General features: G+C 67.6%; 25 protein-coding genes. 10 read left to right on the forward strand and 15 right to left on the reverse strand.

Translation table 11 applies throughout. The features are described from left to right. Positions 1 to 11: 11 nt before the first annotated feature. Positions 12 to 242 carry an AMED_5909 family protein gene (locus tag AMYAL_RS49345; protein ID WP_026467492.1) on the reverse strand — a complete coding sequence of 77 codons (231 nt, stop codon included), beginning with the start codon at positions 240 to 242 and terminating at the stop codon, positions 12 to 14. Between the two features lie 113 nt (positions 243 to 355). Between AMYAL_RS49345 and AMYAL_RS0127165 the strand changes: the two genes are divergently transcribed. Both AMYAL_RS0127165 and AMYAL_RS0127170 read left to right on the forward strand, forming a co-directional pair. Next, positions 356 to 1,117, forward strand: coding sequence for a helix-turn-helix domain-containing protein (locus AMYAL_RS0127165; RefSeq protein WP_020634425.1), 762 nt, complete (start codon positions 356 to 358; stop codon positions 1,115 to 1,117). Next, the gene (locus tag AMYAL_RS0127170; protein WP_020634426.1) at positions 1,104 to 1,574 is read left to right on the forward strand and encodes an NUDIX hydrolase; all 471 of its coding nucleotides are present in this window, start codon (positions 1,104 to 1,106) and stop codon (positions 1,572 to 1,574) included. The genes AMYAL_RS0127165 and AMYAL_RS0127170 overlap by 14 nt, the downstream gene beginning before the upstream one ends. On the opposite strand, the gene AMYAL_RS49350 is transcribed toward AMYAL_RS0127170, so the two are convergent. Both AMYAL_RS49350 and AMYAL_RS49355 read right to left on the reverse strand, forming a co-directional pair. Next, entirely contained in the window at positions 1,567 to 2,286 is a 720-nt protein-coding gene (locus AMYAL_RS49350) for a DUF5677 domain-containing protein (RefSeq protein ID WP_143267844.1), read from the reverse strand. The genes AMYAL_RS0127170 and AMYAL_RS49350 overlap by 8 nt on opposite strands. Before the next feature lie 119 nt (positions 2,287 to 2,405). After that, entirely contained in the window at positions 2,406 to 2,840 is a 435-nt protein-coding gene (locus AMYAL_RS49355) for a hypothetical protein (RefSeq protein WP_143267843.1), read from the reverse strand. An 83-nt stretch (positions 2,841 to 2,923) separates the two neighbouring features. Here AMYAL_RS49355 and AMYAL_RS49360 point away from each other — a divergent pair, with 83 nt between their 5' ends. Next, positions 2,924 to 3,106: a hypothetical protein gene (locus AMYAL_RS49360; protein WP_143267842.1), complete on the forward strand. Its 183-nt coding sequence runs from the start codon at positions 2,924 to 2,926 to the stop codon at positions 3,104 to 3,106. A 923-nt stretch (positions 3,107 to 4,029) separates the two neighbouring features. Here AMYAL_RS49360 and AMYAL_RS0127175 read toward each other — a convergent pair. Further along, positions 4,030 to 4,401, reverse strand: coding sequence for a PH domain-containing protein (locus AMYAL_RS0127175; protein WP_026467493.1), 372 nt, complete (start codon positions 4,399 to 4,401; stop codon positions 4,030 to 4,032). Between the two features lie 83 nt (positions 4,402 to 4,484). Between AMYAL_RS0127175 and AMYAL_RS0127180 the strand changes: the two genes are divergently transcribed. Then, positions 4,485 to 5,255: an FHA domain-containing protein gene (locus AMYAL_RS0127180; RefSeq protein WP_020634428.1), complete on the forward strand. Its 771-nt coding sequence runs from the start codon at positions 4,485 to 4,487 to the stop codon at positions 5,253 to 5,255. A gap of 17 nt (positions 5,256 to 5,272) precedes the next feature. Here the strand turns inward: AMYAL_RS0127180 and AMYAL_RS0127185 are convergent, their stop codons facing one another. The 3 genes from AMYAL_RS0127185 to AMYAL_RS0127195 all read right to left on the reverse strand — a co-directional run bounded on the left by AMYAL_RS0127185 (position 5,273) and on the right by AMYAL_RS0127195 (position 7,864). Next, on the reverse strand, positions 5,273 to 5,569 hold the full coding sequence (locus AMYAL_RS0127185; RefSeq protein WP_020634429.1) for a hypothetical protein: 297 nt from the start codon (positions 5,567 to 5,569) through the stop codon (positions 5,273 to 5,275). A gap of 76 nt (positions 5,570 to 5,645) precedes the next feature. Then, positions 5,646 to 6,731, reverse strand: coding sequence for a winged helix DNA-binding domain-containing protein (locus AMYAL_RS0127190; RefSeq protein ID WP_020634430.1), 1,086 nt, complete (start codon positions 6,729 to 6,731; stop codon positions 5,646 to 5,648). Next, positions 6,731 to 7,864 (reverse strand): epoxide hydrolase family protein, encoded by a 1,134-nt coding sequence (locus tag AMYAL_RS0127195; protein ID WP_020634431.1) that lies wholly within the window; start codon positions 7,862 to 7,864, stop codon positions 6,731 to 6,733. The genes AMYAL_RS0127190 and AMYAL_RS0127195 overlap by 1 nt, the downstream gene beginning before the upstream one ends. Positions 7,865 to 7,927: 63 nt before the next feature. Between AMYAL_RS0127195 and AMYAL_RS0127200 the strand changes: the two genes are divergently transcribed. Further along, positions 7,928 to 8,881 carry a helix-turn-helix transcriptional regulator gene (locus AMYAL_RS0127200; protein ID WP_026467494.1) on the forward strand — a complete coding sequence of 318 codons (954 nt, stop codon included), beginning with the start codon at positions 7,928 to 7,930 and terminating at the stop codon, positions 8,879 to 8,881. Here the strand turns inward: AMYAL_RS0127200 and AMYAL_RS0127205 are convergent. After that, positions 8,859 to 9,320 carry a GNAT family N-acetyltransferase gene (locus AMYAL_RS0127205; protein ID WP_020634433.1) on the reverse strand — a complete coding sequence of 154 codons (462 nt, stop codon included), beginning with the start codon at positions 9,318 to 9,320 and terminating at the stop codon, positions 8,859 to 8,861. The genes AMYAL_RS0127200 and AMYAL_RS0127205 overlap by 23 nt on opposite strands. Positions 9,321 to 9,420: 100 nt before the next feature. Here AMYAL_RS0127205 and AMYAL_RS0127210 point away from each other — a divergent pair, with 100 nt between their 5' ends. Further along, the gene (locus tag AMYAL_RS0127210) at positions 9,421 to 10,332 is read left to right on the forward strand and encodes an NADP-dependent oxidoreductase (RefSeq protein ID WP_020634434.1); all 912 of its coding nucleotides are present in this window, start codon (positions 9,421 to 9,423) and stop codon (positions 10,330 to 10,332) included. Between the two features lie 54 nt (positions 10,333 to 10,386). On the opposite strand, the gene AMYAL_RS0127215 is transcribed toward AMYAL_RS0127210, so the two are convergent. Genes AMYAL_RS0127215 through pstC form a run of 4 tightly spaced genes read right to left on the reverse strand, consistent with a single transcriptional unit; the run spans position 10,387 to position 14,889 of the window. Next, positions 10,387 to 11,928, reverse strand: a complete 1,542-nt coding sequence (locus AMYAL_RS0127215) for a substrate-binding domain-containing protein (protein ID WP_020634435.1) — start codon at positions 11,926 to 11,928, stop codon at positions 10,387 to 10,389. Beyond that, positions 11,925 to 12,725 carry a phosphate ABC transporter ATP-binding protein gene (locus AMYAL_RS0127220; RefSeq protein ID WP_209447326.1) on the reverse strand — a complete coding sequence of 267 codons (801 nt, stop codon included), beginning with the start codon at positions 12,723 to 12,725 and terminating at the stop codon, positions 11,925 to 11,927. The genes AMYAL_RS0127215 and AMYAL_RS0127220 overlap by 4 nt, the downstream gene beginning before the upstream one ends. Before the next feature lie 41 nt (positions 12,726 to 12,766). Further along, positions 12,767 to 13,903: a phosphate ABC transporter permease PstA gene (pstA, locus tag AMYAL_RS0127225; RefSeq protein WP_020634437.1), complete on the reverse strand. Its 1,137-nt coding sequence runs from the start codon at positions 13,901 to 13,903 to the stop codon at positions 12,767 to 12,769. Beyond that, on the reverse strand, positions 13,900 to 14,889 hold the full coding sequence (pstC, locus tag AMYAL_RS0127230) for a phosphate ABC transporter permease subunit PstC (protein ID WP_026467495.1): 990 nt from the start codon (positions 14,887 to 14,889) through the stop codon (positions 13,900 to 13,902). The genes pstA and pstC overlap by 4 nt, the downstream gene beginning before the upstream one ends. Positions 14,890 to 15,086: 197 nt before the next feature. On the opposite strand from pstC, the gene AMYAL_RS0127235 reads away from it, so the two are divergent. The 3 genes from AMYAL_RS0127235 to AMYAL_RS0127245 all read left to right on the forward strand — a co-directional run bounded on the left by AMYAL_RS0127235 (position 15,087) and on the right by AMYAL_RS0127245 (position 20,417). Next, on the forward strand, positions 15,087 to 17,447 hold the full coding sequence (locus AMYAL_RS0127235) for a hypothetical protein (RefSeq protein ID WP_245193068.1): 2,361 nt from the start codon (positions 15,087 to 15,089) through the stop codon (positions 17,445 to 17,447). Next, on the forward strand, positions 17,444 to 18,328 hold the full coding sequence (locus AMYAL_RS0127240; protein WP_020634440.1) for a sortase: 885 nt from the start codon (positions 17,444 to 17,446) through the stop codon (positions 18,326 to 18,328). Before AMYAL_RS0127235 ends, AMYAL_RS0127240 begins: the two co-directional genes overlap by 4 nt. A 193-nt stretch (positions 18,329 to 18,521) precedes the next feature. Next, entirely contained in the window at positions 18,522 to 20,417 is a 1,896-nt protein-coding gene (locus AMYAL_RS0127245) for a S8 family serine peptidase (protein ID WP_020634441.1), read from the forward strand. 59 nt (positions 20,418 to 20,476) lie between these two features. Here AMYAL_RS0127245 and AMYAL_RS0127250 read toward each other — a convergent pair whose 3' ends face one another. After that, positions 20,477 to 21,565, reverse strand: a complete 1,089-nt coding sequence (locus tag AMYAL_RS0127250; protein ID WP_020634442.1) for a substrate-binding domain-containing protein — start codon at positions 21,563 to 21,565, stop codon at positions 20,477 to 20,479. Between the two features lie 156 nt (positions 21,566 to 21,721). Continuing rightward, positions 21,722 to 22,129: a YegP family protein gene (locus AMYAL_RS0127255; RefSeq protein WP_020634443.1), complete on the reverse strand. Its 408-nt coding sequence runs from the start codon at positions 22,127 to 22,129 to the stop codon at positions 21,722 to 21,724. A gap of 221 nt (positions 22,130 to 22,350) precedes the next feature. Between AMYAL_RS0127255 and AMYAL_RS0127260 the strand changes: the two genes are divergently transcribed. Next, entirely contained in the window at positions 22,351 to 23,091 is a 741-nt protein-coding gene (locus tag AMYAL_RS0127260; RefSeq protein ID WP_020634444.1) for an SDR family oxidoreductase, read from the forward strand. Positions 23,092 to 23,152: 61 nt separating this feature from the next. On the opposite strand, the gene AMYAL_RS0127265 is transcribed toward AMYAL_RS0127260, so the two are convergent. Continuing rightward, entirely contained in the window at positions 23,153 to 24,187 is a 1,035-nt protein-coding gene (locus AMYAL_RS0127265; RefSeq protein WP_026467497.1) for an SDR family oxidoreductase, read from the reverse strand. Positions 24,188 to 24,213: the final 26 nt, after the last annotated feature.

The following is a 24,213-nucleotide window of genomic DNA, read 5'->3' on the forward strand; positions in this document are numbered from 1 at the left end:
GACCTCACCACTCACGACCCGTTCTTGACCAAGCTGATCTGTGCGGCCACCTCCTCGGCCTTGCGTTCCTCGAAACCCACCCGATCCTTGAGTTCGTGGTGGTGCCATCGGTCCACCTCGCTGTACATGCGTGCGTTGGCTTGATGGAACTTCAGCCACTCCGACATGCCCGCGACCGACCGCGGACGCCGAGCAGTTGCGGCGGCATGCGCGTCCCGGAGTGTCTGCGGCTCATCGTTCACCTCTCGTTGCTTCTGTTCTCCGTCAGACCGTGGGACCCGATAACCGCATGGCAGGACATCCAGGGACGTCCTTGGTACGGTCGAAGACGCCCCAGCAAGTCCCTGGGGGGCGGATGCCGAACGAACGCCTGCGGGACGCCCTGCTGCGCAACGGCCTCACGCTGGAACAAGTCGCCGACGCCACTGGGGTTGACCAGAAGACCGTGGAACGGTGGATCACCAAGGGGCGGACGCCGTACCCGAAGCACCGGCACAAGATCGCCGCGATGGCGCGCGAGTCCGAGACCTACCTGTGGCCGGACTCGGTGGCCCCGGAGCGCAAGGCCGAGACGGCCGCCGCCGAGGTCGTGCGCGTGTTCCCGCACCGCAACGCCATCCCCGTCGAACTGTGGGACCGGCTGATCAAGGAAGCGTCGGACACCGTTGAGGTCCTGGTCCACGCCGCGCTGTTCCTGGTGGAGCGCCCGCGGTTCATCAAGGACCTGACCGCGAAAGCCCAGGCCGGGGCCAAGATTCGGCTGATTTTCGGAGATCCCGAGGGGGAGAGCATCGCTCTGCGTGGCGACGAGGAGCAGCTAGGCGACGGGACGCTTGCGGCGCGCATCCGCAACGCACTGGCGTTCTACCGGCCGCTGATCGGGGTGGAGATGCGCTTCCACAACACCACGCTCTACAACTCGATCTTCCGCTTCGACGACGAAATGATCATCAACACTCACGTCTACGGCTTCCAGGGAGCCCACGCCCCGTCCCTGCACCTCCGCCGGCTATCCGCCGGGGACCTCTTCGAGACCTACTCGGAGAGCTTCGAAGCCGTCTGGAACCTCGCCGCCAAGCCCACCACCTTCTGGGAGGCCACCCATGGCACGCGTTGACTATCTCAACGACCCGAACGCGCCGAAGGCGAACAGCATCGCGGTCGCCGTGTCCGCGTTCATCCAGGACGACGAAGGTCGCATTCTGCTGATCCGGCGGACCGACAACGACCTGTACTCGATCCCTGGTGGACAGCTCGAACTCGGCGAGACCCTGTCACAGGCCGCTGTTCGGGAGGTGCGCGAGGAGACCGGGATCGAGTGCGAGGTGACCGGGGTCATTGGGTTGTACTCGAATCCGAACCACGTCATCGCGTACGACGATGGCGAGGTGCGGCAAGAGTTCTCAATCTGTTTCCGTGCTCGTCGCATCGGGGGATCTGAGCAAACTAGTGACGAGAGCCGAGAAGTAGTTTGGGTTAGCAGGTTAAAACTTTGTGGGCTGTCGATTCATTCTTCGATACTTTTGCGGATTGAAGACGCGATACGGAATCAAGATTCCGCTGTTTTTACCTAGCTTTTCTTGGGCCTTTCCAGTTCGCTCTCCTTTCTTCTCTGGCCGCTCTTCCTGATCGACGGATTGCTTCTGGTGAAAGGTTTAGGGCGTCTGGGATGTGCAATAGGCGAGCAAGCTCACGAATCCTGCTTCTATGAAGGTGTTCCTCGTCGATGAAGTCTATAGCTCGACCGGCCCAGATGAGTGAGTATGCGAGAAAGTGAACCCACATATTAGCATCCATTTGTTCTGGGACTTGCCGTAGAGATTCGACCTCTGTCAAGTCGTCGCTCGGCTCTATGTAGAGGTCGATGAGGCGTGCCGTGGGATGGGTGTACCAGCTCATTAGCCTGTAGTAGGCGTAGGCGTCGGCTCCAGCGAGTTCCAAATCTTCGCATAGCTTTTCAAAATTTCTCGCCTGGTTGCCAGACGAGGTCTTAAGGAACTCTGCATCTGCGCCTGGAAATTGCTGCGAGCCGGAGCGTAAGATTGCTGATCGAGCCTTGGCTAGTGTTGTTGCGGCCGCCTTGCGGCCCTGTACATCCTTATTTAGCAAGGCCTCGGCGCCATCTGAACTTTGTGCTACCCAGTGCGCGGTCAGTGCAGATTCATAGGTCGCACGCAAGAGGGGAAAGGTCTCGATTACCAAGCTCGACTCGTACATGACGAGAGCTTGTTCGCCGATTCTGTAAGTATGAGCAACGAGCCCGAAGACGGAGAGGAACTTTCTCAAGTTTGGTCGAGAACCTCGCTCGCGAAACTTCGTCTCGCCGTTCTGGCGGCTCTTCCATAGGTCAATCAACTCGTGACATATTTGAGTGGCCGACTTTTCGTCGGGATCATACGTCATATCTATGCACCAACCTGTCGGGCTACAACTTCTGCTAGTGCTTTAGTAAGTATCTCCTTTGCTGCTCCGCCTAGTGTCTCGCTTACTTTCTTGAGTCGCCCCTTGGCTATTGGGTCTGAAGTGTTATTTGCGGTCTCATCGATTGCTGCGATTACTCGATCGGCGAGGTTTTCGCCAGTCGGCCACTGGCCCACGGCGCGACGTGCGGATGAGAATATGCGGGGAACGTACCATTTTGCGGGATTTCCCACTCCGCGACGAACCTCTAAATACTCGCCGTCCAAAGCGTCCAGTGCCTTAATGACCTGGTCCATTTTAAATCCTGTGGATTCTACCAAGTCCGAGACCTCTGGGTATGTCCCGCTTGTATATTCTTCAAACTTTCCTACCACTGCTTCCAAGACGGGAAGCTCTCGCGAATACCAGGAGTCGTCCACTCGTACCCTTTCCATATCAATGCGCTCATGGTCCGATAGTTGTCTCTGGGAGTGTTACTGAGGTACGTGTCGAACTTGGCTCTATGGGATCAAGGCGCGCCGCCGTCGGCGGCGCGCTGGTCACCTTGCGTCCGCGTCTCGCCTGCGGGCGCACCTTGCCCGACACGGCGGGCTGCCGCTCCGCTCCGCCCACCGGCCGGGCGGTGCACCCGCTGAAGCCGTGGACAGGTGTCGCCGCCGCCAGCGGCGCGCAGGTACGCCAATGAGCACGTCGGCCTCCTCGCTGAGACATTCGTGCCAGCGATGTCGCAAACGGCCCAACGGCTGTTACGCGGAGCCACCGCCCCGATGTCAGATCGTCACAACGGCCGTCGCGTCGGGTCAAGGCGGGAAAGCGTGCCTTGACCCGACGCGAAGGCCGCGTGGATGGCTTCGTATTGGGGAGATGGGGGAGGGGTGGGCGAGGGCCAGGCCGTCTCCAGGCCGTCAGACGTCGAGTAGGGGCGAGAACACGTGAGAAGTGTCCAGCCCTATCCGTGCAGGTCAGCGGCCAAAGTAGCGATCATGCCCAGGTCGCCCCAGACCGGTGATCAAAAGATCAACATGTAGGTCTCGTGAGTGGTGAGGACGGTTCTCGACCGTCCTCACCACTCACGAGACCCCGCGATCCCCTGGGGTCCAGTGCGGTCTGGCGGGGAGTGCGCGTTGCGAAAGCCACTTTCGCAACGTTGAAGGTTGCGAAAGTGGCTTTCGCAACGCGACCAGCGGGGCGTGTGCTTGGTGACCGTCGGCAGGGCTGGTCGTGAGTGGTGAGGATGGTCCTAACCATCCTTGCCACTCACGACCACGCCGGTACTTTCGCGTGACTGAGTGGACGGCGCGCGTGATCAGACGGACGACACGCGTGGCTAGGCGGACGACACGCGCGTGTCGTCCGCCTAGCCACGCGTGTCGTCCGTTCAGACACGTGTGTCGTCCGACTGTGGGTGCCTAAGACACGGTTGGCTCTAACCGTCCTCGCCAGCCATGAGCGTATGACGAGAGTGAAGGTGTGGAGCCGACGGCCGGTGCAGGGGGTCGTGAGTGATTAGTGTCGTTAGAACGGCCCAAGACACTCACGACAACCTGACCCACGCCCGCCCGCGACCGATCGACCGACCGCAAGTAGTCGGCTAATCGCGCAAGAAACCTAGAGCGTGTGGGTCGCGATCAGTTGGCCGATCGCCCGGATGTCCGAGCCCCGGAACTCCAGGCGCACGTTCCCCAGTCCGCTGAACCAGAGGTCCAGTTCGGCGTCCAGGTCGAAGGTGCCCGCGGTCTCGATCGAGAACGCTTGGATCCTGTTGTAGGGCAGCGAGGTGAAGTCCTTCTTCTTGCCGGTCATGCCCTGGACGTTCACCGCGATCAGCCGCTTGTTCGTGAACACCACGAAGTCGCGCACCGCCTTGAACGACGAGATGATCTCCTCGCCGGGGATGATGATCGGCTGCACCGTCGGCGCGATGTCCTTCGGCTTGCACGGCGTGAGCTTGAAGACGGTGTCCTTGGAGAAGTCAATCATGGTCTCCACGATACGGACGAACACGACGGGGGACCCGTCCCCGGCGGAGTGCCGCATACTGCCGGGGGACAGGAGGAGGCTCGATGAAGCGGCTCACGACGGCGCACGAAAGCCTGGCGCTCGGCGTGCCCCGGTCGGTCCCTGGCGCGGTGTTCGCCCTGACGCTCGCCGGAGGCGTATCCGTCGACCCCGGCGAGGGCGGCGAGATCTCCTTCGGGCGCAATCGGCCGCAGGTCGACGTCTGCGTGGGGGAGAACGACCTGCAGGTCAGCCGCAGGCACGGGCTGCTGAACTTCACCGGCGGCCAGTGGTGGGTCAGCAACACCGGCCAGTTGCCCATTCGCATGCCGAACTCCCGCTGGCTTTCGCGCGGTGAGGAGCCGATCCCCCTGTCGGACGGGTACACGCCGTTGTTCGTTCGCGGGTCGGGCAGGCGGGAGCACCTGCTCGAGTTGTACGTCGCCGGTGCCGACGGAGGGCAGCCCGTCACCCGGCACGGTGACGTCACCGTGCCGCCCCGCCGCTGGCGCCTCAGCCCGGAGGAACGCCTGGTCCTGGTCGTCTTCGGTCAGCGCTACCTCCTGCATGACCTCAACCCGCAGCCGCTGTCCCGCCAGCAGACGGCCGAAGTGCTCACGGAACTCCGCCCCGGCGAGACGTGGACCAGCCGCCGCGTCGAGCACGTCGTCATCGACGTCCGGGCGCGGTTGTCCGCCGGCGGCGTTTTCGGCCTGCGGCGCGAGGAGGTCGGCGAGCCGGTCGGCAACGCGCTGAACGACAACCTGGTTCGGGAGCTGGTGCTGTCCACCACTCTCGTCCCGCCGGACCTCGCCCTGCTCGACGCGCTCGGCTGAGCGTCCACAAGGGACGGTCAGCGCACGCCTTCCATCGCCGCTTTCGCGACGTCGCTGCCCTTGTCCGCCTCACCGGCGACCTTGACCAAAGCCGCTGTCGCTTGATCCCGGCTTTCCTCGGCTTTCACCCGTCCCGCGGACGCCGCGTTCACGCCGAAGAAGGCGCCGACCACGGTGCCGATCACCGTTCCCGCCGCGGTGATCACCGCCGTGACGTCCGAAGTGTTCGGGTACCGCCAGACCGCCGCCACCGCGATGACCGCGAGCGCGCTCAGCCCCGCCAGCACCGTCATGAATCCGTAGTTCCTGTTCACGGGCCCGCTCCCTTCAGGCTCTTTGGGGCCTGCTTCGCCCGAACGGCGCCCTTCGTTACGGCAAAAGGCCGGACTGTTATCCGCCGATGCCGAAACGTACGTCGTGGTCTTGGCCGGGCACTGCGAATTCCAAGAGCCGCAGCCCCTCTTCGGCGATCGAATCCTGATCTCGCAAGGGCTTCCGGGATTCGATCGTCAGGGTTGCCCCTTTGATCGCCCAGATGGCCAGGAATTCACCGTCGACGAGCAGGGTGCCCCGGCGGCCGCCGTTACCCGGTGGCAGTGGCACGCGGCGGCCGTCCGGGATCACGCGCACGCGATCGGCGTGGGAGAGCAGGACATTGTCGTATTCGGGAAGGAATCGGGGCGGCGCCGGGGTTTCCGGATCGGGACGCGGCGCGTCGGGGAGGTCGAACAGTTCCTTGCCCGCGGAGTCGGTGAAGATGCGCAGCCGCGGCCGGAGCCGTTCGAACACTTCCTTGAGCTTGGTGAGTCCCGACCAGACCTGGGCGTCGCGGACGGTCGCCGGGCCGAACGCCGCGAGATAGCGCCGCACCAGGTCGTCGAGGGAGATCCCGTCGGTGATCCGTCCGCCGACCCAGTCTTCGAGCAGGGAGAACGCGGCGGGGCCGGTCTGCCGCCACAAGCCGCGCGGGGTCGCGTGTGCCAGCGGGAGAAGCCCGCCGACCGCGTAGGCGAGTGTGGTGGGATCGACGCCGGGCCACCGCTCGGCCAGCGCGCTCCGGATCTCGGCGCGGGTGCGCGGCCCTTCGGCCAGCAGAGCCCGCCCCGCCTCGGCGATCTCGCCGAGATCCAGCCCGGCGATCTCCCGCGAGTAATGGCCGAGGAAACCGCGTTCGACCACCGGTCTGATGGTCGGCCACAGGGCGAGGCCGTCTTCGGCCGTCACGAGATGCACCGTTCCCCGCATCAGCGTCGACCGGACGACTTCGCGGGCGGCCAGCGGTTTCGCCAAGTCGTCCGCCTGGAAGTTCCGCAACCGCGACCAGAGGCCGACGTAGGAAGCGTCGGGCGCCTGCGCTTGGAGCCCCGCCAGCCGCTCGATCGCGCTGACGGCGGGCAGGCCGGAGCGCTCCAGCAGAAGTTGCCGGGCCAGGGTCGCCCGGTTGAGCGCTCGCGGGCTCAAGGTCTCCGTCGTCATCAGCGGTGCCTGCGAAAGAAGGTGCGAAGGTCTTCGGCGAGCAGGCCGGGGACCTCCATCGCCGGGAAGTGGCCGCCGGTGTCATGCTCGGTCCAGTGTGCCACCGGACCGTCCTGGAGACTCCGGATCGTGGTGTCCCCGGCGAAGACGGCGATGCCGCGCGGCGGGCCCGCGGGTGTTTCGCCGTCGCTGTCCCAGCCGCCCTGTGCCATCTGCCGGTAGACCTGCATGCCTTCGTACATCGCGTGCGCCGACGACGCGCCCGCGCCGGTGAACCAGAACAGGCTCACCGATGCCAGGAGGTGATCCAGGTCGACGGCATCCTCCGGCAGCTTCTTGGCGGGGTCGGTCCATTCGGCGAACTTCTCCACCATCCACGCGAGCTGGCCGACGGGTGAGTCGTTCAGCGAATACGCCAGCGTCTGCGGTCTGGTCGCCTGAAGGTGCAGGTAGCCGAACCCGTCGAGCTGCCTGCGGTTGAACTGTTCGGCCCGGTCACGGTCCTTGCCGGACAGCCCGTCGAGGTCCAGGGCGGGGCCGAGCGGCATGGCGGCACCGGTGCCGGTCAGGTGCACGCCTGCCACGCGATGCGGGGCGATCATCCCCAGGATGCTCGCGACCCCGGCACCCGCGTCGGTGCCATGGACGCCGAAGCGCTCGTAGCCGAGGCGATCCAGCAGCGTGATCCACGCCTGGGCGACGCGGAACAGGTTGCCCCAGCCGGGGCCCTGTGACGTCGAGAAACCGTAGCCGGGCAGGGACGGGATGACGAGGTGGAACTCGTCGCCCAGCGAAACGACGAGTTCGCGGAATTCGAACGGCGAACTCGGCCAGCCGTGCGTGAGGATCAGCGGCAGCGCGTCCGGCCTGGCGGAGCGGATGTGCAGGAAGTGGATGGTCTGGCCGTCGATCTCGGTGGTGAACTGCGGGATTTCGTTCAGTTCCGCTTCCTGGGCACGCCAGTCGAAGCCGTCGGCCCAGTACTCGGCCAGCCCTTTGAGGTAGGCGACGGGGACGCCCCGGCTCCAGTCACCGGTGACCTCGCGCGGCCAGCGGGTCCGGTCGAGGCGGTCCTTGAGATCGTCGAGTTCGGCCTGGTCGATGGCGATGCGGAAGCGCTTGATGTCGTTCATGAGAGCTAAGCTAGAAGCCATTGCGGAAAGGTTCGTTCCGCAATGGTGGGCAAGGTGGGATCCATGGCGGAAACTTCGGCGAGACTGCTGCGACTCCTGTCGCTCCTGCAGACCAGGCGGAACTGGACGGGCCCCGAACTGGCGGACAGGCTCGGCGTCACGACCAGGACCATCCGGAACGACGTCGAGCGGCTTCGCGGGCTGGGCTATCCGGTCGACGCGACTCCCGGTGTCTCCGGTGGTTACGTCCTGGGTGCCGGCGCCGCCATGCCGCCGTTGCTGCTTGACGACGAGGAAGCCGTCGCGGTGGCGATGGGCCTGCGGACGGCCGCGGGCGGCACGATCGCGGGGATCGAGGAGACCTCGGTGCGCGCGCTGGCGAAACTGGAGCAGGTGCTGCCTTCACGGCTGCGGCGCCGCGTCGAGGCGCTGAATTCCGCGACGCTCGCCGTGCAGGGCGGCGGTCCCACCGTCGAAGCCGAAGTGCTCACGGTCATCGCCAACGCCTGCCGTGACAGCGAGACCTTGCGGTTCGATTACTTGGGGCACAATGGTTCCGAGACGCGACGGCAGGTCGAGCCGCACCGTGTCGTGCACATGAGCCGCCGGTGGTACCTCGTCGGCTGGGACGTCGACAAGCAGGACTGGCGCACCTTCCGCGCGGACCGGGTGCGGCCGCGCACCCCCAACGGGCGGCGTTTCGAGCAGCGCGAACCGCCCGAAGGCGGCGTTGTGGGCTACCTCCAACGCGGTGTGGGCGCGGCACTGTGGCGGCACCACGCGACGATCCGGCTGCACGCCCCGGCCGCCGAAGCCGCGGCCAAGGTCCCGCCCGCCGTCGTCGTCGAAGCCGTCGACGAGCGGACCTGCCTGCTCAAAGCCGGTGCGGACACACTGGAATACCTGGCGCTCTACCTGGGCCTGCTCGACGCCGACTTCGAGGTCGTCGACTCGCCGGAGTTCGCCGGGCACCTGCGCAAACTGATCGGCCGGTTCAGCCGCGCGGTGGACGCTTGACGTCGAAGACCAGTTCCGGGCGCTCCCAGGTGACCTTCGGCGGACTGGGCGGGAGGACACCGACCCGGCGTGCGCCCATCCGCTCGTAGAAGCCGGCCGCAGGCGGATGGGAGACGACGCGGATCTCGGTCATGCCGAGGTCCGCGGCCTGCCCGAGCATATGCTCGACCAGCCACGCGCCGATGCCCGTGCCCTGAGCCGCGTCGGCGACGAACAGCAGGTCCAGTTCGGCGGGGTACTCGATCAGGCTGTAGAAGCCGACCACGTCCCGCTGCGCGTGGGCGACGAACGAGGGATGGGTGGCGATGTAGTCCTCGGTGACCCGGTAATCCTCGAGAATCGACGCGTACTCCCCTTGATAGGCGGCCGAATCGTGCAACAGCGCTGTCACCTTGACGGCGTCGGAAGCGCTTGCCCTGGAGATGCGGTAGCTCGTCACGTCCGAAGCTTAGAACGTCACACCGACAGTTCTTGACCTCCAGCTAACTGGAGGTATCAGGCTGGGTTCCGACAGCTGGGGAACGAACTGGAGGAACGAGATGAAAGCGGCCGCGTTCACGGAAGCCGGTGGCCCGGAAGTGCTCCGGGTGCTGGAGCTGGAGGAGCCGCACGCCGGGGCGGGAGAGGTCCGGGTGCGGGTGAAGGCGGCGGGGGTGCAGCCGTACGACGCGGCCGTGCGGGCGGGCTGGGAACCCGCAGGACTCGAGCTGCGTTGGCCGCGTGTCCCCGGTAACGAGTTCGCCGGGGTCGTCGACGAGGCCGGTTCCGGGGTTACCGGCCTCGTCGCGGGGGCCGAGGTGCTCGGCTTCACCGCCGTGCAGGCCTACGCCGAGTACATCGTCGTGCCCGCGGAGAACGTCACGCCGAAGCCGGCGGAGATGCCCTGGGAGGTCGCGGGCGGTTTCACCGCCGGGACGCAGACGGCGTACCTGGCGCTGGACGCCTTGCGGATCGCCCGCGGCGAGACACTGCTGATCCACGGTGCGGCGGGAGCGGTGGGCACGGCCGCCGTCCAGCTCGCCGCGTTGCGCGGCGCGCGGGTGATCGGGACGGCGAGCGAGGCGAACCAGGACTACGTCCGTTCGCTGGGCGCCGAGGCGGTGGTCTACGGCGATGGCCTCGCCGATCGGGTCCGTGCCCTCGCGCCGTCCGGTGTCGACGCGGCGCTGGACGGGGCGGGCGGGGTCGCCTTCGACCTCTCGCTGGAGCTGGTCGGGGATCCGGACCGTGTGCTCACCCTGGTCGACCACGCCCGCGCGCTCGAACTGGGGGCGCGAGTGGTCACCGGTACGCGGTCGGCCGAGCGGCTGGGGCTGCTGGCGTCGTTGTACGCCAAGGGAGAGCTGCGTTTCCTGGTGCGGCGGACGTATCCGTTCGACCAGGCCGCGGCGGCGCACCGGGAGATCGAGACCGGCCACGGACGCGGAAAGATCGTGCTCACCTTCCCCTGAACTCCCGAGCGCCACGCTTGAGACGTTGAGCGTCCCAGGCGTGGCGCTCGGGGCTCAGGAACTTCGTATCTTTCGGATCAGGCCGCGTATGGCCAGGGGGGCGACGATCGCCACGAAGAGCACCAGCGCCGCCCAGCCCCCGAAGCCGCCGAACCCGCCCTCGTCGTATGCCGCCGGTGAGGCCTCACGCCAGTTCTTCGAGCCGCCGCCCGCGGACTCGTCGTCGGGACCCGCCGTCGCGGTGGAGGTCTTGTCGCCGCTGGCCGGACCCGCGCTGGGACCGGCGGAAGCGCTGGGGCCCGCGGCACCCGGACCTGTCTTGGGCTTCCCGTCCGGGTTGATGATCCCGCCGGTCACGAGCGGGTCGGGCGGGCTGGCCGCGCCGGCGCCGAGGCTGCCGCGGAAGGTCGGGTTACCGCAGTTGTCCGCGTTCAGCTGCTTCGGCGGTTGCCCGGTGAGCCGCGTGTTGGAGTTCATGATCTCCTGCGACAGGTTCGGCGGCAGCGGCGAATAGCCGACCCTGGCCATGTTGATCTGGCCGTCGCACGCGACGTGTTCCAGGAACGAGGTGATCGTCTCGGTCTTGCCGGGATCGCCGTAGCCGCCGCGGCAGGTGTCGCGGCCGCTGGTGCACGGCATCATGATGTACGAGTACGCCGAGATCGGGTACGACTTCGGATCGGTGTTCGTGTAGACCCGGTCCAGCTTCTGGCTCAGGTCGGGCCGCAGTTCCGCGTGCTTCAACGCGGCCGCGATGTTCTCCGCGTAGGGCTGCGTGTACTGGCCCGCGCCGTTCTGCACCCATACCGTCGGCACATGGTGCCGCTGGGCGTAGGCGAACTCGTCGTAGCCGATGGAGAACGCGATGGTCGCGTCACTCATGGCGGTCGCGATCTGGTCCGAGTCCGCGAGCAGCCGGTACCACTCGGAGTCCGGGCCCTGCCCCGGTAGCTGGATGGGGCGGACGCCCGCGGGCAGGTTTCCCATGCCGTTGCCGATGTTGCGGGAGACGAACCGGTTGTAGGCGTCGGGCGCGGCGTGCGCGATGAAGTCGTAGAACAACGCCGTCGTGCCCGATTGGCCGGTTCGGCCGACCAGGGTGATGGGCTGATCCGGCAGGGACTTCCCGCCGTTGGTCGCGGTGATGGCCGGATCGCTCCAGCGGACGATGTCCCGGCTGAAGATCCGGCCGATCACCTCCCGGCTGAGGTGCAGGTAGTCGACGCGGTTCCCGGCCTGGTCCTTGACGTTGTACATCAGCGCGATCGCGCCCGCGACGTCCGGGACGTACTGGTAGCCGCGGGTTTGCGCGGACAGTCCGCCGCCGCCCGCCGCGATGATCGAGGACACTTCGGCTTCGGTCCCGGCGAAGTCGACCGTCCGGTCGCCGAACTGGTTGACCCCGGCGGGTGAGCTGTTGGCCGAGTAGTTGATCGGGATACCGCGCGACTTCGCGCCGTTCTGCCAGTCGTTCATCGCCGGGCCGACATAGCTGGACCCGGAGCCGGTGACCGGGGTCAGCGCCGCCGCCCCCGGAGTGATGACCAGCGACAGCGCCACCGCGACCCCGCCCAGCGCGGCCAGCCTGCGGATCATCCGAATCGCCCGTTCACGTAGTCGTGGGTGCGTTCGTCCGACGGCGCGTTGAAGATCGTGTCCGTCGGGCCGTGCTCGATCACCCGGCCGGGTTCGTTCTCGGCCGCGAGGAAGAACGCGCAGTGATCCGAAACCCGTTGGGCCTGCTGCATGTTGTGCGTGACGATCACGACCGTCACCTCGTGCCCGATCTCGGCGATAGTCTGCTCGATCCGCCGGGTCGACGTCGGGTCGAGCGCGGAGCAGGGCTCGTCCATCAGCAGCACGTTCGGTTGCACGGCGAGCGAACGCGCGATGCAGAGCCGCTGCTGCTGCCCGCCGGACAGCGCGCCGCCGGGGGAACTCAGCCTGTCCCGGACCTCGCGCCACAGCCCGGCCCGCTCCAGGCTCTGCTCGACGAGCGCGTCCTTGTCGCCGCATTTGACGCCGGCGAGCTTGAGCCCGGCCAGGACGTTGTCGCGAATGGACATCGCCGGGAACGGGTTCGGCTTCTGGAACACCATGCCGATCCGCAGCCGGACCTGCTGCGGACGGGTCCCGTCGGCGTAGATGTCCTTGCCGTCCAGCAGGACCTCGCCGGTCAGCGACGCCGACGGCACCAGTTCGTGCAGGCGGTTGAGGATGCGCAGGAAGGTCGACTTGCCGCAGCCGGACGGGCCGATGAGCGCGGTCACCTCCTTGGCGGGCATCCGCAGTGAGACCCCTTCGAGCACGAGACGGTCACCGAACCAGGCGCCGATCTCACGGGATTCGAGGGCCGCCGCACCGGGCGGCGGTCCGCCGGTGAGCTCGACCAGCGGGCGCGCCGGACTGTCCACGTAGGACACTTCAGTGTCGGTCACCGGTTCTCCTGTGTCTTGACGGTGGTTCTCTTCGCCTTGCGTTTCGACCGGTCGCGGCCCACCAGCCTGGCGATCGCGAACAGGCCGAAGATGAGCAGGATCAGCACGAGCGCGCCGACGTAGCCACGCTGCTGGACGTTCTCCAGCGGCTGTTTGATGAACCGGTAGATGAACAGCGGGATGCTCTCCTGCGGGTCGGAGAACGGGTTGGCGTTCATCCCGAGCGCGCCGAACGACGTGAACAGCAGCGGCGCGGTCTCACCCGCCACACGGGCGATGCCGAGGATCACGGCGGTCGTCACCCCGGTCCGCGCGGTCGGGAGCACCACCGACCACACCGTGCGGGCCCGGCTCGCGCCGAGCGCCAACGACGCTTCGCGCAGGCCGTCCGGGACGAGGCGGAGCACCACGTCCACCGTCCGGGTCACGGTCGGCAGCATGACCATCGTCAACGCGAGGGTGGCCATCATCCCGTTGTAGCTGAACAGTCCCACGCCCGCCTGGATGCCGGGGATGATCAGGGCCGCGTATACGAACAGACCGGCCACAATGGACGGCAGGCCGCTCATCGCGTCGACCATGATCCGCACCGGGCGCCGGAACCTGGACCGCGTCTCGTTCAGGAACACCGCGGTGAGCACGCCCAGCGGCACCACCAGGACCAGGGTCAGCGCGGTCTGTTCGAGGGTGCCGACGACCGCGTGCAGACCGCCGGTCTCGGTCACCGGATCGGTCGGCGCGACCGTGGACATGTCGTGGGTGAAGAACGCGGGCCGTAGATACGGCGCGCCTTCGACGACGATGTAGATCAGCAGCGACAGCAGCGGGGCGAGCAGGACCAGCGCCCCGGTGACGACGACGGTGGACACGAGCCGGTCCGACGCGGCGAGCCTGCCCAGCCTGTCGCGGGTGACCAGGTAGAGCATCGCCAGGTAGAGCAGGTACGTGACGATCAGGTCGGCCAGCCAGCCGGGGGAGTCCAGCAGCAGATGCATCACGAACCAGGTCAGCAGCGTGGCCGACACCGCGCAGCCGATCGCCGCGAGCCGGTCCTGCCTGGTGGTTTCCGACGGCCGTCGTTTGACGAGTTTGCGCGGGGCGGGCGCGACAGGGGGAGTCAGAGTCGTGGTCACGCGTCCACCCCCGCGCCCGAACGGCTCTTGGAGATGATCACCGACGCGGTGAAGTTCGTCGCCAGGGTGAACACGAACAGCACCAGTCCCGCCGCCATGAGGCCGGACAGCGCGAGCCCGGACGCGCCGGAGTTGTTGGCGATGAACCCGGAGATCGTCGCGCCGCCGAACTGGAGGATGTGGTTCGTGATCTCCGGAACCTGCGGCAGCAGCAGGGAAACGGCGATCGTCTCGCCGAGCGCGCGGCCGAGCCCGAGCATCGAACCGCCGATGATCCCGCCCCGCCCGAACGGCAGCATGACGGTTTTGACCATGCCCCAGCGGGTGCTGCCCAACGCGAGCGCCGCCTCCTTCTCACCGGGCGGCGTCTGCGCGAACACCTCCCGGATCACCGACGTCGTGATCGGGAGGACCATCAGCGAGACCACCAGTCCCGCGATGAACATCGACTGGATGTACAGCGCGTTCTCCTTGTCGGAGAACAGCGGGAACCAGCCGAGGTTTTCGGTCAGCCACAACGAGATCGGCATGATCTGCGGGCCGAGGAAGGCGAAGCCCCACAGGCCGTAGAGCAGGCTCGGGATCGCGGCGAGCAGGTCGACCAGCCCGGTCAGGAACCCGCGGATCTTCCCGCTGGAGTACTCGGTGATGAACAGCGCGGCCAGGATGCTCAGCGGGACCGCGATCAGGACCGCGATCAGCGCGACCACGATCGTCCCGTAGAGCAGGCCGAGCACGCCGAGCACACCCGAGGCCGGATCGAACCGGATGGTGGCGAAGAAACCGAAACCGGCGGTGTCGAAGGCGGGCCCGGACCGGTAGACGAGGAAGAAGCCGATGACCACGAGGATCGCCAGCATGGTCAGCCCGGCACCGGTGGTGACCCGGCGGAACGCGCGGTCGGCCCGCGACAGGACTTCGGTGATCGCCCGCCGCACCGGGGCTCCCGGTGGGGACGGTTCGGGCCGGGGTGGCGCGATGGTCACGAGCGGCCTTCCTTCGTGTTGGCAAGTAAAGGAGTTCAGGGCACACCACGTCGCCCCTCGATGCGGCCAGTATGTGGTGCCCGTGGCCGGGAAAGGTGTCCACACGGAGAACGCCCGACGGGGCGTGTGTGAATCAGTGCGGGCATACGGTTCCAGCCCGTTGACCCCGAACGGGTGACTCGGGGACGTTGGGTCGCGTGAAATCTGGGGAGTCGTCCGTGTTCCTGGTCCGCGCAAGACGAGCCGGGGTCGTGCTGATCTGCGGGATACTGGCGGTCGCGGGGGTGTCCGTTCCCGCCGCGCAGGCGCAGCAGCCCACCAATCCGCCGTACCGGCTCAAGACCGAGCCCGCCGATCTCTCGGCTGCCCAGAACGGCGACCCGCTGCGGATCACGCTTTCGGGATTGGCCAAGGGGGCGAGGGCGAAACTCGTCATCTGCCCGAAAGACGTGCCGGACAATTTGATGAAGAAGGTCTACGTCCCGCCGTGGCAGAAGGACAGCACGCTGCTCACCAGGGTGCAGTCCTACTGTCAGGACCAGTTCGGCGACGAATTCGCCGGGCAGAACGCGGGTATGCAGATGATGGAAAGGGTGCGGAGCGCCACGAGCGGCGACATCGTCTTCGACACGTCGATCCCGCGCGGTACCTTGCGCCCGCATCCCGTCGCCTGGGATCCGCTTTACACCACTTATGAGAAAGCGGTGAATCCTGGGGACAAATTCCCCAAGGTCCCGTGGGCGGACAATCCCGTGGTCGTCGATCCGGTGACCGGCGCGAAGTCCAGGCGGCAATTCTCCTTCACCTGTGACGAGAACAATCCCTGCAGCGTCACGATCCAGATCACCGCGCAGGATGCCACGGGCAAGAGCGTGACCTGGGTCGACGACTCGATCAAGTTCACCCCGTACCTGCCGGGTATCGGGGTCAAGGGCTGCAAGGGAATCGGCAGGAACACGCTCGACGCCAGCATGCCGGAGCGGCTCGGCCGGACCGCGGTCGCCTGGAACCAGGCGCTGTGCGCTCCCACGGGGGCCGAGCAGCCCGCCAACATCGTGAACGAGACCGAGGACACCGGGCTGACCGCGTTCGACAAGGGCGCTTCCGATCTCATGATCACCGGAAGCGGGAACGCGCTGGCGGCGCAGACTGTCCGGTCCAGGGAGTACGTCCCCGTCGCGATCAACGCGGCGGTGATCGCCGCGGTCGGGTGGTCCCCGACCGATGTCAACGACGAAGGGAACCCGCTCGGCTCGAAGCTCACCGGCACGATGGCGTTCACCAACGCCGAGCTGGCGAACATGTTCACGAAGGGCGGGCAGAACCCCGACGCCGGTGGCCGGGGCGGCGTCTTCAAGGACGGTTCGCCGCTGGTCGCCCGCAACGGCGCGCTTTCGGCGATCAAGGACGGCCAGCCCGCCGGGCTGGTCGCGGCGAACCGTCGCTCCGGCTACAACGGAAGCGCCGATTTCTTCGGGGTGACCGGTGAGTCGGGACCGGGGACGGTCCCGTTGGCCCTGACCAAGGTCCTCGCCGGGACGGCGCCGGCGGACTGGGTCTTCCCCGCGCTCGGCAAGGCCTACTTCGGCGAGCTGAACGGGAAGTCCCCTGGGACGATCAAGGATCTGGGCGCGCTCGACCCCGGCAGTGCGAAGGTGCACAACGTCGACGCGAAGACCGGGCAGCTGGCGGTGCGCAAAACCGTGGACAACGCCGTCGCCGGTCGTGGCGCGGACTGCGACGGTGGCTGTGTCAACTGGGTGATCACCGACCTCGCGACCGCGACGATCAATCGCTGGACGCCGGTGGCCCTCCCGGACGGCAAGGGGAACTTCGTCGCGCCGACCGAGCAGAGCCTTCAGCTGGCGGCCGATTCGATGAAGACCGGTCCCGACGGAACGGTCGAGACCGGCACCGTGACCAAGGACGGCGCGTACCCGCTCACCTTCGTCGAATACATGGCCGTCCCGGTCAACCCGTTGATCGACGCGAACTGCAAGCCGCTGAAGGAGAAGCAGGACCAGCTGAAGTCGTTCGCCGGGCTCGCCGCGGGCTTCGGGCAGGCGCTGCTTCCGCCGGGGATGACCCGCCTGAGCCCCGGCCTGGCCACCACCGCGTCCGCGCGGGTCGCGAAGATCGGCACCGGCACCGCCGAAAAGGCCTGCGGGGAAAAGGAAGCGGCGAAGAACCCGCCGCCGCCGGGGGCGAACGGGGTCACGCCCGCTTCGAACCCTTCGCTCGGCGGACCTTCGGGCGGTCAGGGTTCGTCGGCCGGAACGACGGCGCCTGCCGCCGCCGGACTCGTTCCCGCGGTCGCCCCGACCCCGGAAAGCGTGGCGGCGGCGAAGAAACTCGCCGAGTCGATCGACATCCCGAAGTTCGCCGGTGCCGGTGCGCTCGGCGCGCTGATCCCCTTGGTGGCCTTGGTGATCCTGGCGACCCTCCCGTCCGCGACGGCGTACGTCGCGGCCGGGCGGCCGGTGCCCGCCTGGTTGACCAGGGTGCTGGCGGTGCTGATCGGTCTGCTGCGCCGTAAGCCCTCGGGCGGCGTGGCGTGAGCACGGAGGTCGAAGAGAAACAGTTCCTGCGGTTCGGCCCCGGCTGGATCGGGACGGTCGTGTTCGCCTGGCTGGTCACCACCCTGGTGGCGCTGGGGCTGGTCGTCTACGCGCTGGGCCCGATGCTGCAGTCGGGCGACCAGCGGAAGGCGCTGACCGAGATCCGGGGCGAGATCGGGGTGGCGCTGGGCGCCAGTCAGAGCCTGTTCGGAGGCGGGCCGCCCGCCAAACCGGCCGAGTTCGGCAAACCGGTGGCCGTCCTGGAGATCCCCGCGCTCAAGGTGCAGCAGGTGGTCATCGAGGGCGCGTCGAGCAGCGAGACCGCGTCCGGGCCGGGTCACGTGCCGGGAACGGCCGGGCTCGGTCAGCCGGGCAACGCCGTGATCGCCGGCCGCAACGCCGGCTACGGCGGGCCGTTCGGCGCGCTCGGCAGCCTGCGGCAAGGTGACGAGATCGTCGTCGCGACGACGCAGGGCAAGTCCGTCTATCGGGTGACCGAGACGGCGACCAGGCCGCTCGACGAGGGCGCCGACTACGGCAAGACCCAGAACGACCGGCTGACCTTGGTGACGTCGGCGTCCTGGTGGCCGCTGGCGTCGGAAGAGGCGACGGTGGTGACCGCGGCGCTGGAGGGGCGGCCGTTCCGGCCCGTCCCGCAGAACGGCAGGGCGGACGCGCAGGACGGCCGGACCGGTGACGGCGCCGCTTGGGCCGGATTGGTGCTGGCCTTCGGCGGTTTCGTGGCGGCGGCGGCCGGGGCGACTTTCCTTTATCGCCGGTGGCGTCCGGTTTCGACCTACGTCATCACCGGGCCGGTGCTGCTCACGATGGGTGCGCTCGCGGCCTTGGCGCTTTGGCGATTGTTCCCGGCCTGGGCGTAATCCAGGATTTCGGTCTTTTCGGACTGAAATCCGTCTCATGTTGTGGATCTTCGCCCGTTCCAGACTTTGGTCGGTGGACTCATCACCGGTAGCTCTTTAGATTCTCCCCAATACACCCGGTCAGGGTAATTCATTCGGGCAACCGAAGGGATTCCTGTTACGGGCTGTGTCGTTTCAAAACAGGGAGAGTTCGATGAGCAGATTCAGCCGGGTGGTCACATGCTCGGTTCCGGTCGCGGTCGGCGCTTTGCTGCTGTCGACCGCGGTTTCCGGTGCCCAGCCGTCGGAGGAGGCGCGCACGCAGTCCGGGATCACCGCACTGCAGAGCATCAAGAAGAGCCTCACCCCGGCTGAGCGCAAGCAGTCGAGTCAGCTCGTCGTCGAAAAGCGCCTCCGCGCGGACAAGGGCCTGGCAGGCAAGCTGCCCGAATACCGGACCGGGCTGGGCGTCAGCGACGCCGGCACCGTCGCGGTGGACATCAAGGGCGCCGGGCAGTCGCTGGTGGACGCCGTCAAGGCCGCGGGCGGCACCGTCCGGTACGCCTCGCCCACCGGCTCGATCCGCGCCGACCTTCCCCTGAACGCCGTCGACGGGATCGCCGGACGCGGGGACGTCGCCGAGGTCAAGGCCGCTTCCCAGGCGATGACCTGGAACGAGTCCGCGCCGCAGGACCGGCGCCAGGCCGCCGTCAAGCAGACCGCCGCCGCGCTGCAGGTCGCCGAGGGCGACAAGGCGCACGGCAACGACACCGCGCGCACCAAGTACGGCGTCACCGGCGCCGGGCAGAAGGTCTGCGTGCTCTCGGACGGCGTCAAGTCGCTCCAGGCGTCCCAGACCGCCGGCGAACTCCCCGCCGTCGACGTCCTCCCCGGTCAGGCGGGCAGCGGTGACGAGGGCACCGCGATGCTGGAGATCATCCACGACATGGCCCCCGGCGCCACGCTCGGTTTCGCGACCGCCTTCACCAGCGAGCAGAGCTTCGCCGACAACATCCGCGCGCTGCGCACCACCGGCAAGTGCACGATCATCGTGGACGACGTGTCCTACTTCGACGAGTCGCCGTTCCAGGACGGCCCGGTCGCGCAGGCCGTCAACGACGTGACCGCCGCGGGCGTGCTCTACTTCTCCTCCGCGGGGAACTCGGGCAACCTGACCGACGGCACCAGCGGCTACTACGAGGGTGACTTCCGCGGCTCGACCAGCAAGATCTCCGGGATCACCGGGACGCCGCACGACTTCGACCCGAGCGGCACGACCCAGCTGTACAACGCGCTTTCGCCGAACTCGGTCGGCCGCTACGTCACCCTGTTCTGGTCCGACCCGTGGGGCAAGGCCACCAGCGACTACGACCTGTTCGTCCTGAACTCGTCCGGTTCGGTCGTCGCCTCCAGCGAGAACGCGCAGAACGGCAGCCAGAACCCGTACGAGATCGCCCAGGTCCCGGCCAGCGGTTCGGGCTTCAAGGTCGCCGTGGTCAAGTACAGCGGCTCCGACCGGTTCATCGCGCTCAACGTGATCCGCGGCCGCTTCGTCCCCTCCGGCTCGCTGAAAGCCTTCAGCACCAACGGTGTCACCTCCGGCCACTCGGCGGCCGTCAACGCCTTCAGTGTCGCGGCCGCCCCGGCCGCCGGTGCCTTCGGCCGCGCGCTCGAGACCGGTGACCCGGCGAACCCGGCCGGTCCCTTCCCCGGCCTGTTCACCGCCGCCAGCAAGTGGGAGCGGTTCACTTCGGACGGTCGCCGTCACCAGTTCTACAACCCGGACGGTTCGGCGATCACCCCCGGCAATGTGACCTCGACCGGTGGCGCGACGCGGAACAAGCCGGACATCACCGCGGCCGACGGCGTCGCGACCTCGGTGACCGGGTTCCAGCCGTTCTTCGGGACCTCCGCCGCCGCGCCGAGCGCCGCCGCCATCGCCGCGCTGCTGAAGCAGGGCAAGCCCGCCGCGACCCCGGCGGAGATCAGGAACGCGCTGACCTCGACCGCGATCGACCTCGGCGCCCCTGGCTACGACCCGGTCACCGGTGCGGGCGTGATCATGACCGACCCGGCGCTCGCCGCGCTGGGCGTCGCGCCCAAGAAGTAGTTCTCACCAAGGAAAACGGCCCGGTGCGCACCAGCGCACCGGGCCGTTTCTTCGTTACTTCAGGACTTGACGCAGGACAGGCCGTTCGGGCCCGACACGGTCAGGAAGCCGTACCGCTTGATCGTGGTGGCGAGCTGGCCACCGCAGAGCGGGCTGGCGGTCGAAGCCGAGTCACCGGCGTCGAAGCCGACGGCGCGCTTGGCCTGGTCGTAGCTGGGGGTGCGGGAGTCGACGACGTTGTAGACGCTGCGCGCGCCCAGGAACGCCGTGGTGAAGGCCGGGGTGTAGTTACCGGCGGAACCGGCGACCGGGGAGCCGTTGAAGCCGGCACCGGTCAGCGGGTTGACGGTGAAGCCCGCGCGCTTGTCGGCGGTCACCGCGTTGCCCTGCGCGATCCACTGCGCGATGGAGAACGGCGCGATGGCCTTGGCGCGGTCGGCGGCCGGGATGGAGTTGCCGTCGTGCTCCTGGAACCGCTTGATGGTGACCGGCTTCGTGGTCGGGTCGAAGCCGAGGACGGTGCCGGTGAAGAAGCTCAGCGTGCCGGAACCGGTCTGCGGCAGGTAGACCGCGATGGGGGAGTTGGCGCCGCCGACCTGGTTCCAGTTGGTGATGGAACCGTCGTAGATGCCGCGCAGCTGCGCCAGCGTCAGGGTCAGGCCCGCACCGGAACCGGTGGCCGAGGACGACCAGGTGACGCCGTCGGTGGCGAAGGCGAAGAACTCGAAGGTGGACGGGTCCGACGAGCCGCGGGCCGAGGACGACCGCGCGATGTCGATCTTGCCGTCGCCCGCTTCGGCCGAGGCCTTCAGCGCGGCCTTGCCCTGCGACGAACCGTTCGGGGCCGGGTTGCTCGCGCTGTAGACGACCTGGTCGGCGAACGGGTCGGCCGGGACGGTGAACGTCTGGCCCGCGGCGAGCACCGGCGGCACGTTGACGTAGTTGTCGGGGTCGCTGTTCCAGGCGCCGCTGTTCGCGTTGGCCAGGATCGCGCCGGTGATGTCGACGGTGGTGTCCGAGCCCGCCGCGGCGATGACCTCGGAGAGGCCGTTGGCCGGGGCGACCGCCGAGGCGGTGCCGGTCAGGGTGAGGCAGGCACACGCGGCGATCGCGGTGGCGCCGAGAAACCGAGTGGTACGAGCACGCATCTTGTTTGCACTCTTTCTCTAGTCCCCAAGTCGTCACGGGATTCCGTGACTTGGCACAATCCTCGCTCCGCAACACTGTCCGGTTACGGTGCTTCGCGTTCCCGCCCGACGTCATGGTGGTTAATCTCCGGGGAACGCACTTTCCGTGATCAGCCGTCACGGAGAACGATTCGGTGAATGTCCGCCGGAATCGCGACGGTATTTCCGCCGCCAGTCGGCGATGGTTTCGATCCCTTCTCCGATGGCCGCCTCGGTGGTGGCCGACCGGAAGCGGTCGAGTCCGCGCTGGGCCTCGATACGCCGTCCGTACGCATGAGTGGCGATCGCGACGATGCGGTCTTCCGTATGCAGGCGCCACCGCCAGCGACCCCCGCTGAGATGACTGAAATCGCTGGTCAGCTCGGTGATGTTCGTGCTGAGCCAGGCGATCGCGACAAGGCATTCCTCGGCTCGCGGATAGTCGTCGGGGGCCGAACCCAGCGACACGTTGTTTCCGCCGAGCAGCCGCCATCGGATGGTCTGGTCACCGGTTTGGACCAGCTGGAAGCGTGGATTCTTCTTCACCGTTCCGCGCTCCCGCGTCGGAGTGAACGGTGTGAATTCCCCCTGGGCACATCCGGTGAATCGCCTCGGTGTGGTGAAGGGGTTACCGGTTTTCCTTAAGGCGCGACGGCCGCCGGGTGAACGTTTTGCCCCGGCGACGGCGCGCTAGCCTGAACGGACGCGGGTAATCGGAAAAAAATCACCGAGCCGGATCGGTCCGGCACGGTCTGCGAGGAGGATCGATGGACAACGGCAGGACCGCGATCGTCACGGGTGCGGGTTCGGGGCTCGGCCGGGAGATCTCCCGCGCGTTACTCGGCGCCGGTTACCGGGTCGCGCTCGCGGGCCGCCGCGCGGAGGCGCTGGCCGAGACCGCGGGCGGGGACGCGAAAGCGCTTCCCGTGCCTGCCGACGTCGCCGATCCCGATTCCGTCGCCGCGTTGTTCGAGACGGTGCGCGCGGAGTGGGGACGGCTGGATCTCCTGGTGAACAACGCGGGCGTGTCCGTGGGCGGGACCGTCGACGAACTGTCCTTCGCGGACTGGAAACGCGCCGTCGACACCAATCTGACCGGGATGTTCCTGTGCGCGCAGCAGGCCGTGCGGCTGATGAAGGCGCAGGATCCGCGCGGCGGCCGGATCGTCAACAACGGCTCGATCTCCGCGCACGCCCCGCGTCCCGCGTCCGTCGCCTACACCGCGACGAAACACGCGGTCACCGGGCTGACGAAGTCGATCTCCCTCGACGGCCGGGCCTGGAACGTCGCTTGTGGACAGATCGACATCGGCAACGCCGCCACCGAGATGACGCTGCGGATGGCGGACGGCATCCCGCAGGCCGACGGCAGCGTCAAGGCGGAGCCGACCTTCGACGCCCGCCACGTCGCGGACGCCGTGCTGTACATGGCCGGGCTGCCGCTGGAGGCGAACGTGCAGTTCCTGACCGTCACGGCGACCGCGATGCCGTACATCGGGCGAGGCTAGCGGGCGACTGCCCCAAGCCCGGTCACGCGAGTCACGCTCTCGCGCAGCCGGCCCCCCGAAGTCACGGGATCACCTTCGCCTTCTTGAACTCGTCGAACAGCCGGAAGAGCATCGACGACGTCTCGACGTACTCGTGGAAACCGGCCCGCCGCGCCTTGGACCCGTCCGCGAACATGTCGTAATCCCAGCTGAACACGAAATCCGCGAAGCCCCACGAAGACGAGACGGCGCTGTACGGCACCTCGAGGCCGTACTTGGCGGAAATCGAGGTCCAGAGTTCTTCCTTGTCCGCCATGACGACGTCCAGCGACATCGGCAGCGGGGGCGCCACCTCCAGGTCGAAGTACGCGGCGATCTTCGGCCAGAGTTCGCTCCAGCGGAACAGGTCGCCGTTCGCGATGTTGTACGCCTCGTTCTCCGAGCCGGCGGCCCAGACGGTGGCCTTCGCCAGCAGTCCGGCGTCCGTCATCTCCAGGAGGCTGTCGTACGCGCCGGGTTTGCCGGGGAAGCGCAGCGGCAGGCCGAGTTCCTTCGAGATCGAGGCGTAGACGGCGATGGCCAGCGCGAGGTTCATCGGGTTGCCGAGCGCCGTGCCGCCGACCACCGACGGCCGGATCGCCGACCAGGTCCAGCTCTTGCCCGCCTGCCGCCGCTCCAGGAACTGCTGCTGGTCCACATTGAACTCGGGCGGCATGTGCCCGGCGTCGTCCTCGCGTGCCGGGGTCTTGAACGGGCCGAGGTGGGCGCCGTAGACCTTGTAACCCTGCATGAGGCTGACGTGGCGCAGGCCGGGCGCGGCGGGCTCGATCGCGTCGACCAGGTTGGTCAGCATCGCCAGGTTCGGCGGGACCAGTTCGGCCCAGGTCGGCTTGTCGACATAGGCCGCGTAGAACACGTGCGTGACGTCGTCCAGGCCGCCGAGCTTCGCGCGGGTGTCGTCCGCGTCGAGCAGGTCGACGGCGATCTGGCCGGGGCCGCCGCGCCGCGACAGGCCGATGACCCGCCAGCCGGGCTGGGCTTCCAGGTGTTCGATCAGGTTCTTGCCGATGACCCCGTTGGCCCCGGCGACCAGGGCGACCTTGCGTTCTTCGTTCATGTCACCGAGCTTGGACCCGGCGCCGA

Source organism: Amycolatopsis alba DSM 44262 (genome assembly GCF_000384215.1).
Lineage (GTDB): Bacteria > Actinomycetota > Actinomycetes > Mycobacteriales > Pseudonocardiaceae > Amycolatopsis > Amycolatopsis alba.